The organism is Arcicella sp. BE140, assembly GCF_031456255.1.
In the GTDB taxonomy this organism is placed as follows: domain Bacteria; phylum Bacteroidota; class Bacteroidia; order Cytophagales; family Spirosomataceae; genus Arcicella; species Arcicella aquatica.
The window spans coordinates 394724-407262 of sequence record NZ_JAVDUE010000002.1 but is presented as its reverse complement, the minus strand read 5'-3'; the positions used below and the strand labels follow the sequence as shown (position 1 = coordinate 407262).

General features: G+C 35.2%; 10 protein-coding genes. 4 read left to right on the top strand and 6 right to left on the bottom strand.

Annotated features, from left to right (window positions below; genetic code table 11):
* The first annotated feature begins 64 nt into the window (after positions 1-64).
* Positions 65-940, top strand: coding sequence for an aldo/keto reductase (locus J2Y60_RS05040; protein ID WP_309914194.1), 876 nt, complete (start codon positions 65-67; stop codon positions 938-940).
* 49 nt (positions 941-989) lie between these two features.
* Here the strand turns inward: J2Y60_RS05040 and J2Y60_RS05035 are convergent, their stop codons facing one another.
* The 6 genes from J2Y60_RS05035 to J2Y60_RS05010 all read right to left on the bottom strand — a co-directional run bounded on the left by J2Y60_RS05035 (position 990) and on the right by J2Y60_RS05010 (position 6265).
* Positions 990-1385 carry a VOC family protein gene (locus J2Y60_RS05035; protein ID WP_309914192.1) on the bottom strand — a complete coding sequence of 132 codons (396 nt, stop codon included), beginning with the start codon at positions 1383-1385 and terminating at the stop codon, positions 990-992.
* 51 nt (positions 1386-1436) lie between these two features.
* A complete protein-coding gene (locus J2Y60_RS05030; RefSeq protein ID WP_309914189.1) occupies positions 1437-1991 on the bottom strand; it encodes an RNA 2'-phosphotransferase in 555 nt (184 codons plus the stop codon).
* Between the two features lie 164 nt (positions 1992-2155).
* Positions 2156-2740, bottom strand: coding sequence for an LUD domain-containing protein (locus tag J2Y60_RS05025; protein WP_309914187.1), 585 nt, complete (start codon positions 2738-2740; stop codon positions 2156-2158).
* Positions 2741-3015: 275 nt separating this feature from the next.
* Positions 3016-4392, bottom strand: a complete 1377-nt coding sequence (locus J2Y60_RS05020; RefSeq protein WP_309914184.1) for a lactate utilization protein B — start codon at positions 4390-4392, stop codon at positions 3016-3018.
* Positions 4393-4583: 191 nt separating this feature from the next.
* Positions 4584-5300 carry a (Fe-S)-binding protein gene (locus J2Y60_RS05015; RefSeq protein WP_309914182.1) on the bottom strand — a complete coding sequence of 239 codons (717 nt, stop codon included), beginning with the start codon at positions 5298-5300 and terminating at the stop codon, positions 4584-4586.
* Positions 5301-5389: 89 nt separating this feature from the next.
* Positions 5390-6265, bottom strand: a complete 876-nt coding sequence (locus J2Y60_RS05010) for an AraC family transcriptional regulator (protein ID WP_309914179.1) — start codon at positions 6263-6265, stop codon at positions 5390-5392.
* Positions 6266-6518: 253 nt separating this feature from the next.
* Here J2Y60_RS05010 and J2Y60_RS05005 point away from each other — a divergent pair, with 253 nt between their 5' ends.
* The 3 genes from J2Y60_RS05005 to J2Y60_RS04995 all read left to right on the top strand — a co-directional run bounded on the left by J2Y60_RS05005 (position 6519) and on the right by J2Y60_RS04995 (position 12447).
* Positions 6519-7775, top strand: coding sequence for an MFS transporter (locus tag J2Y60_RS05005; protein WP_309914176.1), 1257 nt, complete (start codon positions 6519-6521; stop codon positions 7773-7775).
* 120 nt (positions 7776-7895) lie between these two features.
* Positions 7896-9407 (top strand): alpha,alpha-trehalase TreF, encoded by a 1512-nt coding sequence (gene treF, locus J2Y60_RS05000; protein ID WP_309914173.1) that lies wholly within the window; start codon positions 7896-7898, stop codon positions 9405-9407.
* A gap of 235 nt (positions 9408-9642) precedes the next feature.
* Entirely contained in the window at positions 9643-12447 is a 2805-nt protein-coding gene (locus tag J2Y60_RS04995; protein ID WP_309914170.1) for an outer membrane beta-barrel protein, read from the top strand.
* Positions 12448-12539: the final 92 nt, after the last annotated feature.

Sequence of the window (12539 nt, the reverse complement as noted above, 5' to 3'; positions counted from 1 at the left end):
TTTATATAATTTTCCAATCTTTGAGCAATCTTGTATTCGATTATATTAAAACCAATTAATTTTTATGAATAAAGTCTATTTGAGTGATTCTGGTCCAAAGGTTTCTGAGGCAATCTATGGGTTTTGGAGATGGACAGACAATGGTTCTGAGACTGTTGCTAATATGGAGAGGATTGTTAATTTATGCTTGGAATTAGGTATCAATACTTTTGACCATGCAGATATTTATGGCAATTATACCATCGAAGAATATTTTGGGAAACTCATTCAGCAAAAAGCAATCAAAAGAGAAGAGATTGTCCTTTTCAGCAAATGTGGCGTTCGTAAGTCTGACAAGGGTTATACTTATTTTGACAACAGCGAAAAGTATTTGTTAGAAAGTGTAAACAACTCTTTAAAAAGACTTAAAACTGACTACCTCGATATTTTCTTGTTGAATCAAATCGACATGATTAGTAATCCAGAGGAAACAGCACAGATATTAAGAGAGTTGGTAAACAGCGGTAAAATCAAACACGTAGGTGTTAGTAACTTAACCGTATTTCAGCATCAATTATTAGAATCGTATTTACGTAAGCCTATCGTAACGAACCATATTGAGCTAAACCTTATCAATACCACAGCGATTGAAGATGGTAGATTAGATTTTATTAAACAACGTTTCAGCAAACCTTTGGCTTGGGCGCCATTGGCTGGTGGTAAGATTTTGGATGGTACTGATGCTAAATCTTCTATCATAAGAGCCAAATTGACAGAAATCGGAGAAAAATATGACGCTAATGTTGAGCAAACTGCTGTGGCTTGGCTTTTACAACTAGGTACTTTGCCGATTATTGGTTCACTATCTGAGGAAAGAATCCGTAATGCTGTAAGTGCTACAGAAATTAAATTGAGCCATGAAGATTGGTATGAGATTTATAATTTGGCAATGATGAAGTAAGTATTTCTGTTTGCTTTATTGCTTATAAAAAAGGCAAGTGAAACAAATATCACTTGCCTTTTTGCTCTATCAAGTCCCATAGATTACCATATAAATCTTTGAAGACAGCTACAGTTCCATAAACTTCTTCAACAGGTTCTCTAACAAATTTAACGCCTACACTTTTCATATACTGATAATCTCTCCAGAAATCATCTGTATTTAAAAACAAGAACACTCTACCTCCCGATTGATTACCCACTGCTTTCATTTGCTCTTCATTAGCAGCTTTTGCTAATAGCAAACAAAACCCATTTGAGTTTTGTGGACTTACTAAAACCCATCTTTTGGTTTCACTCAATTGAGTATCTTCTATAAGGTTAAATTGCAATTTCTTTGTATAAAATTCAATTGCTTCATCATAGTCATTTACAACCAAAGCCATTTGTATAATACTCTGTTTCATTAGTATCTAAGGTTTATAAACATGCAAACCATAAAAACAGTATTGTAATTATTAATTCTTGTATTCTCTCAAATATTTAACTGGCACATTATCAGTAAGCCAGACACCATTGTCAGATAAATAGAACTCAAAGCCATCCGAATGCATAAGCTCTGCTAATACTTCAAACACAAACGGTTTTCCATGTCGCTTACCTACCATCAGCGCAGTATCAACATCTTTACTTAAATGAACGTGGTGGCGACGTTGTTTTTTTAACCCAGTTTGTAAAATTAATGCTATTGATTTTTCACTTGTCCCATGATAGAGAATTACTGGAGGAGTCTGAGGGGAATAACCAAGTTCAACTTCAACGGAATGCCCTTGATTAGCCCTTATTTTATCAAAGGTCTCATTAAAAGCAAATCGTTTTTTAGCATTTGTATCAACAATAAATTTAAGTACCTCTATATCAAAATCATACCCAAACTTATGCGCATTTTCAATTAATTTATCAACACTTGTCCAACCATTTTCATCAAGATTTATTTGAATAGTTTCTGGTTTATGGCGCAATACTAAGCTTAGGAATTTACTAATCTTTGTATTTTCTTTTTCGTTTATCATTGTCGTGTATTAACTCATTTACTTATTTTTAAAGGTACTAAAAGCAGATACAATTTCACATAATATAACCATAACTTTATTATTGGTATCAATTCTTTATACAATAAAAAAGGCAAGTGAATTTCTTCCTTTGCCTTATACTTTATATTGATGTAATTTCTTATCTACGGAAGCACATAAACAGTCAATCCTCTAGCTCCATGTGCCCCAATTACTAAACTTTGTTCAATATCGGCTGTTTTAGAAGGTCCTGAAATAAAGGTTCCGAAGCCTGTTTCATCTACTTTTATGCGTTCATACGCTCGGTGCATATTAGTTACGATTTCAGAACCTTTGATAATCATCACTAAGTACTGGGTAATCATCGGTAATACTCTATGAGGTATCTGTTTTTCAGAAACCCAAATAGCTCCATTTTCTGCTACTCCAAAATCGCCTCTGATGATGGCTAAATTCAGGGTTTCTAGTTCGTGGGGGTCACTAATATTCAAACTAAAGTCGGCTAACTCAGCTAATTCCTCTACTGTAGAAGCAATATTTGTTACACCTTGGTAATGTGCTTGAATATCTGCTTTTATTTCTTCATAAGAGTTCACAGCAACGGCTTTCCCTCCTACAAAACTGAGAATTTCAGCAAACTTATTGAAATTATTTTCATAAACTGTTTCAAACTTAAATTGAACAGTCAACTCCTTGTATTCGGGCTGGTTTTGTTTGATAAGCGATAATATTTTTTCTCTGCTTGACATCTTTTTTTATTTTTTTGGATTTTTGGACTGGAGGACTTTAGGATGGTAGATACTAGATGGTAGATTTTAGACGCTAGACTAGAGGACTTTAGGACTTGAAGAACGCTCTCTAATACCCGTGGTCTGTGTCTTCACAGACCACAGCGAACGACATTGGACGATAGTGGTCTGTGAGGACACAGACACGGGTAGGAAAAATCTTTTGTCTAAAATCTAATGTCTTTAATCTTTAAGTCCTTTAGTCTAACGTCTTCAAGTCCTAAAGTCTTCAAATCTCACAATCCCTTTTCACGAATATACCAGTCTCTAAAGCTTTCTTTAGGTGGCTCAGGCATTTCTCTTTGGTTGTACCAAGGGTTCAGTCCATTATTCACCAAGAAAGGAGTATTTTTCATAAAGAATCTTCCAAGTTTACCAGCCGTTCTAAAGAATTTAGGTGAGTTTAACACCATCGCCATTGAATTAATCCCCGCAGCTTTTACTTTAGAAACATGTCCCCCCTGCACCAATACTTGGCGCCATTTATATAACTGGTCATGAATATCGATTTTAACGGGACAAACATTTGAGCATGAACCGCAAAGCGTAGAAGCAAAAGGTAAATCTGCATTCTTTTCCATATCCAAATTGGGTGCTAGAATAGAACCAATAGGACCCGCCACAGCCGAGTGATAACTAAAGCCCCCTGAACGACGATACACTGGACAGGTATTCATACAAGCCGCACAACGGATACATTTCAAAGAATTTCTAAAATCTGGACGACCCAATTGCGTAGTTCTGCCATTATCTACCAAGATAATATGCATTTCTTGTCCTCCTCGTGGTGTATGAAAATGACTAGAGAAAGTAGTAATCGGTTGCCCCGTAGCACTTCTTGCCAATAACCTTAAGAAAACACTTAGGTGTTCTGCACGAGGTATAATCTTTTCAAAACCCATCGAAGCGATATGTACATCAGCCAAATGCGCACCCATATCTGCGTTGCCTTCATTTGTGCAAACTACAAAACCTCCCGTTTCGGCAATGGCAAAGTTTACGCCCGTTAATGCTACCTTTCTTGTCAAGAAAGTATCTCTTAAATGCTGACGAGCTGCCTCGGTAAGATATTGTGGGTCGGTAGCCCCTTTTTCTGTACCTAAATGTATATGGAAAGTTTCCCCAACATCAGCCTTTTTGAGGTGAATAGCAGGCAATACAATGTGCGAAGGTGGTTCATTTCTCATTTGAACGATACGCTCACCCAAATCAGAATCAATTACTTCTATGCCTTTTTCTTTCAAGAAATCATTTAAGTGACACTCTTCCGTGAGCATAGACTTCGACTTTACCATACGAGTGATGCCTTCTTTTTTCAAGATAGCATGTACAATCTCGTTATGTTCTTTTCCATCTGATGCCCAGTGAACTTTGATACCATTTGCTGTTGCTTTTTCTTCAAACTGCACCAGTAAATCATGCATATTTGATAATACATGATTTTTGATTTGCGAACCTGCTTCTCGTAATTGTTCCCATTCGGGTATTTGAAAAACGGCTTTGTCACGTTTTGAACGGACAAACCAAAGCGTTTCGTCATGCCAATTTACGTAGTCTTCGTCTTTATTGAATTCAATCGACGCCGTAGCGTGATCTTTGATTGGATTATTCATCGAATAAAAATTTCGCAGATGCGTGTTTAGTTGTGATTGAGTGAATTGTGAGTTAGTGAATATAAGTAGTCTGCTACTACAGTCAGTGATTAATGAGGAACGCAAGACACTCCCCAACAATCTAGTGTCTAAAGTCTTTTATCTTAAATCTTCAATTCACTAACTCACAATTCATTAACTCATCACTTAACCTATTTGCTATTTAAAATCTCAGCGATATGCTTTACTTTCACGTTAGAGCCTTTTCTTCTTAAAATCCCTTCCATGTGCATCAAACACGACACATCTGCCCCTGTAATAAACTCAGCTTCATGGCGCAAATGATCAGATACTCTGTCTTTACCCATTTTTGCAGAAACAGCTTCCTCCGCAACACAGAATGTTCCACCAAAGCCACAGCATTCATCTTTTCTATCTAATTCAATGATAGATAAGCCTGAAACCATTTTCAATAATTTTTCGGGTTTTGAATAAGGCTGGGCTACTAATTCTGACATTTGAGCGAGCTTCAAACCTCGTTGTCCATGACAACTTTGGTGTAAGCCTACTTTATGGGGAAAGTGCGCTTCCAGATTTTCTACTTTCAATACATCTACTAAAAATTCTGTTAGTTCATAGATTTTAGCATTTTTATCACCTTTACCCAATACATGGTCTTTGACATGGAGTGTGCAACTCCCTGATGGTGAAACAATGTATTCATAGCCTTTAAAGTTTTCAAGAAAGTTGTTGTCACACCCTTTTGTAAGGTGTTCAAAGCCAGAATTTGCCATGGGTTGTCCACAACAAGTTTGGTTTAGTGGATAATATACTTCACAACCAAATTTCTCTAGTAATTCCAAAGTAGCAATTGCCACATTTGGATAAAACTGATCGATATAACAAGGAATAAACAGCGCTACTTTCATTATTATGGGGCTTCAATTCAATCTTTACGATAAAGCCCAAAATTACAGTCAAAATACTCATCTTAGCATACTGTACTCTTATGCGACAACTATACCTGATTGAAACTATCTATAAAAGCTCTACGAAATTGAGAAGGACTCTTCCCTTTAAATTCCCTAAAAACTCTACCAAAATAAGATACATTATTAAACCCACAATGAAAACAAACATCTGTAATATCCTCTCCTGTCAACAGCATTTTACAGGCTTGATTGATTCTGTATTCATTGACAAATTCAGTAAATGTTTGGTTAGCATTCTTTTTAAAGTAATTACAAAAAGCAGGGATAGTAAGATTAGACAAATTAGCAACTTCTTGAATATCAATTTCTTGCCTATAATTATCTTCTACAAATTTATAGATTTTATTAAGTCTCTCTTGATCTTTCAAACTGAAATTATAACGTATATCTGAAGCGTTCAACAATATATACTCAGTAGATTTCGCTAAGTTTTGTAGGATATTGAGTAGTTCTACAAGCCTTTCAAAAGGTGAAAGTTCAAGCAATTTTTTAATGCTCTTACTAAGTTGATCGTATGTTTCGCCGTAAAAAGAAATTCCTTGTTTGGAACGTTCAAAAAGTAATTTTATAGAAGCCATCTCTCGAGATTCAATAAAACCGTCTCCTAAAAAATTCTCTTTAAATTGTATTACGATTTCCTCATGCACACCGATGGCACCATACCCAAAACCTGAATGGGGTAAATCAGAGGCTATCATCACTAAATCACCTTCAGTGTAATAACTTAAATGGTTTCCAACGTGTCTCCTACCCTCTCCTTGAAACACCAAAACAATTTCATATTCTGGATGATAATGATAACTCCACCTGAAATCTCCAGATGACCCCGCAGGTACTTTGTGATACAATACCCTAAAGGAGCTTCCTTCGTCAGGTTGAATTATTTCAAATTCGGCTTTCATTTAATATTTTTTATACAAATTATAAATATTTTCATTTTTATTGCTAATTTACTGAAAAAACTACTTAATAATAACAATGTATATTAATATAGTAATATTTTATAATAATGAAAGAGTAGTTTATTTATACTTAATTACTGAATTTTGCATAAAGCATTAACCATTTGTATAACTATTCTGATCACTGAGCCAACAAACATAAGAAGCGGACTTTTGTTCGCTTCTTTTTTACTTATTACACAATCCGCCAATTATGAACAACTGGAAAATTAAGGTATCAATCTTTATTAATTATTTCCTATTTGCCATTTTACTCAACAGTGTAGGAGCTGTCATTCTACAGGTTCAAAACACTTATGGCATTTCTGAATCAGCGGCTTCTATCTTAGAGGCCTTCAAAGATTTAAGTATCGCGGTCGTTTCGTTTTTAGTAGCTTCCTTTATTGTTAAAATTGGTTATAAAAATGCTATGCTGATTGCCTTGGCAATTGTAGCATTTACCTGTTTGATGATGCCTATTTTGAACGAGTTTTGGATGACTAAGCTCTTATTTGCTTCAATTGGAACATCGTTTGCTTTGATAAAAGTATCTGTGTATGCTACCATCGGGTTAATTACCAAAGATAAAAATGAACATATTAGTTTGATGAATTTCATTGAATCATTCTTTATGATTGGTGTGCTGACAGGGAGTTTTATTTTTAGTGCTTTTATTGATGACTTAAACCCACAATCACCCGCGTGGGTCAATGTGTATTATTTATTGGCAGGCTTGGCGGTTTTTGCTTTTTTACTTTTACTAACTTCACCTTTGGACGAATCAAGCGTAAAAGTAAAAACGGATGAAAATACAATGGGTGGGTTTGGCGACATGCTTCGCTTGGTAGTAGTTCCAGTGGTGTTGGTCTTTGTAGCAAGTGCTTTTATTTATGTACTCATAGAACAAAGCATTATGAGTTGGCTACCTACTTTTAATAGTAAGGTATTGCATTTACCATCAAGCCTCAGTATCCAAATGGCAAGTATTTTGGCTGCTTCAACGGCTATTGGGAGATTTTTAGCAGGAATTGCCCTTAGAAAAATCAAGTGGCTTTATGTATTATTGACTTGCGTAGTATTGGCTGGAGCCTTAGTAATTATCGCGTTACCGCTTGCCAAAAATTTAGGCGGGGAAGTTATTACAGGCTGGGGAAATGCACCAATAGTGGCTTTTATTTTTCCGATGATAGGCCTAGTAATTGCACCGATTTATCCAGCTATCAATTCAGTAATTTTGAGCTCACTTCCTAATCGTCAGCATGGAATAATGTCGGGTCTGATTGTGATTTTCTCTGCACTGGGTGGAACTACAGGGTCATTGATAACAGGACATATCTTTGAAGCTTACGGCGGTGAAAGTGCCTTTTATTTCTCATTAATTCCACTTACCATTTTAATTGTTTGTCTAATTGTTTTCAACAAGTTATCAAATAATGAAAATGTTGAACTTAAGAATACAGGAGGACATTAATTATTATTTTTTATAGATTGCATATTATTTTTATTTTTATAAACAATCCACATAAAATTAAAGCTAGAAAGCATATCGTAATGCAAAAGATTGCTTTTCGCTTTGTAGTAATGAATAACGATGTCCGTAAACAATACTTCAAAATCAAATCATCCCTTCGATGAATTGTTTGTCGATGTGCAGATGAGTGATATTTTTCCTGATTCCAAGACTTTTAATGATTATATACCTAAGGAATCTTGTGAAAAAATATTAGAGAAATATCTCGAAGAAAAAACTAAGTCTAACTTTGATTTAAAGCAGTTTATTCATTCCAACTATATCGCTAATACAGTATCAGCCAACGATTATAAAAGTGATACTTCAATTCCTATTGCTGAACATTTATCAGCATTATGGCCTATTCTCACACGTGAGCCAAATTTACACGTAGAAGATGGTTCTTTGATTCCTCTGCCTTCAAGGTATGTAGTGCCTGGCGGCAGATTCCAAGAAATTTATTATTGGGATAGCTACTTTACCATGCTTGGCTTACAAGAAAATAGACAGATTGATTTAATAGAAGGTATTATTGATAACTTTAATTACCTCATCAACAAATTTGGCTATATCCCCAATGGTAACCGTACTTATTTCTTGGGGCGTTCGCAACCTCCTTTTTTCTCGTTGATGGTCGAACTACTAAGGCAAGAAAAGGGCGATGAAGTATTACTAAAATATTTGCCCGCTTTAGAAAAAGAGTATGATTTCTGGATGGCAGGTAAAAATAAACTTGTCAAAGATAAAGCAAGCGTCGCTACGGCGAGAGTAGTAAAAATGCCTAACGGGACTATCATGAATCGCTATTGGGATGAAAACGATACACCCCGACCAGAGGCCTACAAGGAAGACATAGAATTGGCAGAAAAGGCTGGGGGAAATCCTTCAGAAATTTATCGTCATATCAGAGCCGCCGCCGAATCTGGCTGGGATTTTAGCAGTCGTTGGTTTAAGGATGGTAAAAATATGACTACCATTCATACTACAGACATCGTTCCTATAGATTTAAATTGTTTGTTACTGAATCTTGAAAAAACTTTATTCCGTGCTTTTCTTTTATTAGAGGATAAATTTTCAGCTAATAAATTATACAATGCTTCAAAATTGCGTGAAAAAGCTATCAAGAAATATTGTTATAGCGTAGAAGAAGGCTTTTATTTTGATTATGATTTTGTCACGCAAAAGCATACAGCCTCTTATTCACTGGCATCTAGCTTTCCTTTGTTTTTTGAGATTGCTAATAAATTTCAAGCAACCAATGTAGCCAAAAAAATAAAAGATAGTTTCTTGAAAGATGGTGGTTTAATTACGACAACAATCAATTCTGGGCAACAATGGGATGCCCCTAACGGGTGGGCGCCTTTGCAGTATATTACTTATGAAGGGCTTAGGGCTTATGGGTTTGATATTTTAGCTGATAAAGTAAAAACACGGTGGATACAAACCAACGAAAATGTATATTTGAAAACGGGTAAAATGACCGAAAAATATAACGTGCAAACACCGAATATTGAAGCGGGCGGAGGAGAATATCCTAACCAAGATGGCTTTGGTTGGACTAACGGCGTATTATTAACCTTTCTAAATAGTTAACTTTTATTTTTTCACTAGCGCATGATGCTTTTTCAATTCTTTGAGGAACATCATGTGCTTTTTTATGCCCTCTCCTCTCGGTTCTCACAAAATATCTACTCAAGCTTGCAACAAAAGTATATTTTTTACTCTCTGTTAGATAAATGTTAAAGAATGTTAATTAGTTTTTTTATAACTAATTAATTAGTTAATTTAGCGTTTATAATTAAACCTCCACACAATCAACTCTATCATCATGTATAAATCTACTTTACTTCTATTATTTTGCCTATTTTTCTCTATTCTCGTCAAAGCTCAAAATCCTACAAGAGTAACAATTAAAGGAATTGTTCAAGACACAAATTCAGCAGTCATGTCGGGAGCGACGGCAATGCTTTTACAACCAAAAGATTCGTCTTTAGTCAACTTCTCCAGAGCGAACGATAAAGGAGCATTTGAATTTAGAAATGTAAAAAATGCCCCTTATATCCTTAAAATTTCTTTCGTGGGTTTTCTACCTTACCAACAAAACATTAAAGTTTCAGAAACTGAAATTGCAGATTTAGGGCCTATTAAAATCAAACCTATTTCTCAAGAATTATTAGAGGTAGTAGTACGAACAGCCAAAGCCCCATTGAGCATAAAAGGTGACACGATTGAATACAATGCGTCATCATTCAAAGTGCCACCTGGGTCATCTGTAGAAGATTTATTACGTCGTTTACCGGGCTTAGAGGTGGATGCTAGTGGTAATATCAAAGCCCAAGGCAAAGATGTAAAGAAAGTATTGGTGGATGGTAAAACATTTTTTGGCGACGACCCTAAAGCGGCTACCAAAAACTTAGGGGCTGAAACAATCTCTAAAGTACAAGTTTTCAATGGTAAGTCAGACCAAGCCTTGCTTACAGGCGTAGATGATGGTAAAAAAGAGAAGACTATCAACCTAGAACTAAAGGATGAATTCAAAAAGGGCTCATTCGGGAAAATTACGGGGGCAGTTGGAACAGAATCGAGAGGTGCTGCCCGAGGAAACTATAACCGTTTCAACAAAAAGGAACAATTTTCGATATTAGGTTATGTAAATAACATCAATGAAACTGGTGTAAACTGGAGCGATTACGGCGAGTTTAAAGGCAATAATTCATTCAACCAAAACGATAATGGTGATTTTGGTTTTGGAAGTGGCGGTCGTTACTTTTTTTCTGATGGTGGAGGAATTACTAACAATTTTGATGGAAGAGGTTTTACAAACAACTTTGGTGGTGGTGTAAACTATAATTATACCTATCAAAAAACGAAATTGAGTACAAGCTACTTTTATAATCAAACAAAGCTTAATCTCGACCAATTTCAAACCAAAAGAACATTCTTACAAGACAATTCTTTTACTACAACTGATACCACTAAAACTAATAATTTCAGAGGAAACCATAGTATAGCTGGTCGTTTTGAACAAATGTTAGACTCTAGCAATACCCTTATCACTAAAGCAAATTTACGTTTTAGTAATTCTAATGGTACCGATTTACAGAATCAGCGTTATCTAACACAGGACAACGCCCTAAAGAACTCTGTAGCAATTAATAATGGTTCAAATCTGAATGCTGTTAATTTCTCGGGAACGGCTATTTTCAGACATAAATTCAAAAAGAAAGGGCGTACTTTTGCTTCTAGTGCATCATATAGTGTATCGTCATCTGATGGAACTGACAACATTAATTCATTAACTAAGTTTTTTAATGCTCAAAATGTAAATGACCAAATCAGGGCAATTAGTCAGCTAAACCAAAATGCCAATACGACCAATGCACTGAATGCAGGCTTAAACTTTTTAGAACCACTCTCTAAAAAAATGTATTGGGAGAGTTTCTACAATTTTAACAACAGTAAACAAGACGTTGGTAGAGATGCCTTCAATGGTAAAGTAGAAAATCAACGCTATGATAGTTTAAGTACTTTTTACAAAAACGAAATTTCGTATAATAGATTAGGAAGTAGCTTACGTTATTCACATGCTGGTGTAAATATTTCTGCTGGCTTGGCTGTTCTTCGTTATGACTTAAAGGGTCAGCTTTATGGTAAAAAGGATGCTCCTTTAAAAACCGAAATCAATAAAAGTTATGATGCTCTTACGCCTAACCTTTCGGCAAGTATCGAATTCAAAAACAATGCTTATGCTGGCTTAAGTTATAACTTGAACGTACAGGCTCCTAGCATTAGCGATCTTCAACCAGTGGTAAACAACAATAACCCTTTTTATATTACCACGGGTAATCAAGACTTGTTACCTACAAAAAGCCATGAAATAGGTGTTGATTTCTACAAATTTGACCCTGCTACTTTTACTAACATAAGCTTGTGGACAAGTTATAATTATTACCAAAGTCAAATTGTTTATAATCAAACGGTTGATGCCAATTTTGTAACGAGAACTCGTCCAGAAAATATTTCAGGTGGTACACGTTTTAATACTGGGTTGTACACAAGTTTCCCTATTGTAAAAACGAAATTTACTGTTAATTTGAATGGGAGCATCAATCTAAGCAAAAACCCAACATTTATCAACGGTGTTAAAAATGAAACAAACAACCAAGGTTATAATATTAACTTAGGTTTTAACATTACCCCAAGTGATAAATTGTTAATGAGTCTTAGCGGAAATTTAGGTTTCAATAATATCAAATACTCTATTGAAGAAGGACAAAATCAGAACATTAAAACCAAGGGTGTAGATGCATCTGTAAAATGGAATTTTGCAAAGAAAACCTTCTTTGAAACCAATCTTGATTATAATGGCTACGAAAACGACCGCTTCGGATTCAACCAAAATATTCCTATCTTGAACTGTTCAGTAAGACGTTTGGTGATGAAAGATAATAAAGTGGAGCTTCGTTTAGCAGCATTTGATGTGTTCAATAAACGTCAAACTATTTCTCAGCAGGGTTATCAGAACATTGTAACCAACCAAACAGCATTGACATTAGCTCGTTATTTTATGTTGAGCATTACTTATAACGTAAAAGGGCATGTGGATAAATTAAAGAAAAATAATGGCTGGTAGATAAAACGAATTAATGAGGATGAGTTTTTAATATTTGTTACATCTGCGAAAACTCATCCTTCATACAATTGAAACATATTAATAATTACAAA

Coding starts and splice junctions, on each gene's coding strand:
- J2Y60_RS05040 (WP_309914194.1), top strand. CDS start 65: ATGAATAAAGTCTATTTGAGTGATTCTGGTCCAAAGGTTTCTGAGGCA.
- J2Y60_RS05035 (WP_309914192.1), bottom strand. CDS start 1,385: ATGAAACAGAGTATTATACAAATGGCTTTGGTTGTAAATGACTATGAT.
- J2Y60_RS05030 (WP_309914189.1), bottom strand. CDS start 1,991: ATGATAAACGAAAAAGAAAATACAAAGATTAGTAAATTCCTAAGCTTA.
- J2Y60_RS05025 (WP_309914187.1), bottom strand. CDS start 2,740: ATGTCAAGCAGAGAAAAAATATTATCGCTTATCAAACAAAACCAGCCC.
- J2Y60_RS05020 (WP_309914184.1), bottom strand. CDS start 4,392: ATGAATAATCCAATCAAAGATCACGCTACGGCGTCGATTGAATTCAAT.
- J2Y60_RS05015 (WP_309914182.1), bottom strand. CDS start 5,300: ATGAAAGTAGCGCTGTTTATTCCTTGTTATATCGATCAGTTTTATCCA.
- J2Y60_RS05010 (WP_309914179.1), bottom strand. CDS start 6,265: ATGAAAGCCGAATTTGAAATAATTCAACCTGACGAAGGAAGCTCCTTT.
- J2Y60_RS05005 (WP_309914176.1), top strand. CDS start 6,519: ATGAACAACTGGAAAATTAAGGTATCAATCTTTATTAATTATTTCCTA.
- treF (WP_309914173.1), top strand. CDS start 7,896: ATGTCCGTAAACAATACTTCAAAATCAAATCATCCCTTCGATGAATTG.
- J2Y60_RS04995 (WP_309914170.1), top strand. CDS start 9,643: ATGTATAAATCTACTTTACTTCTATTATTTTGCCTATTTTTCTCTATT.